Annotated in this window: 1 pseudogene; it reads left to right on the top strand. The window is 46.4% G+C overall.

From position 1 onward, the window contains the following. A pseudogene (locus NW826_RS10635) lies at positions 1 to 843 on the top strand (IS630 family transposase); the annotation flags it as partial.

Here is an 843-nt window from a genome sequence, read left to right as displayed (position 1 = left end):
ATCCGCCAGGTAGCCGAACGGTTCATGGTGACCAAAAGAACAGTACACCGCTGGGTGCGACAGTACCAACAAACTCAAGATTTAACCCCCAAGAAAGTAGGCACTAAGCGAGTGGGTATTTTGGAACAACATCGACAGGAAGTGATGGCAATCATTGCAGAACACCCAGACCTCTACCTGTGGCAGTATCAAGAACTGTTGCGGGAGCGCTTAGCAATTGATGTAAGTACTGTCACGATACACAATTTCTTGAAAAAGCAAGGAATGACTCTAAAAAAAAGACTTACCGCAGCGCGAGAGTCCAAGAAGAGGAGGTGCAAAGAGAACGACTAGCTTATAGTCAAGAAGTCAGAGATATTCCAGCGGAGGATCTGATTGCTCTCGACCAGACAGGGGTGTGGGAGGGGATGGAACGGGGAGTAGCTCGGAGTTTACGCGGTCAAAGAGCTTATCATTATCGTCAGAGATACAAGGGGGAGAAGCATACTGTTATTGGAGCTATTTCTCTGAGAGGAGTAGTTGGCTGTCGTGTCATCAAGGGTGGGATGAAGAAAGGGGATTTTTTGGAGTTTTTGAGAAGCGAGTTATGTCCGAAGCTAGATGCGAGGAAGGTTGTGATTATGGACAATTTAAATATCCATAGAAGTCGGGAAGTTGAGGAATTGATTAGGGGGACAGGAGCGCGAATTCTATACCTGCCTGTGTATGCGCCGGAATTGAATCCTATTGAGATGATGTGGTCGGTGTTGAAGCATTTTATTCGGCAGTTTTCCAGAGTTGGGAAGTATAGCCTGGAGCAGATAGTGCAGACTTCTTTACTACTGATTAATCCATCCTGCTTCC

The sequence above is a fragment of the Synechococcus sp. OH20 genome, assembly GCF_047502685.1.
Classification (GTDB): domain Bacteria; phylum Cyanobacteriota; class Cyanobacteriia; order Thermostichales; family Thermostichaceae; genus Thermostichus.
This window is presented reverse-complemented; position numbering and strand designations above follow the sequence as displayed.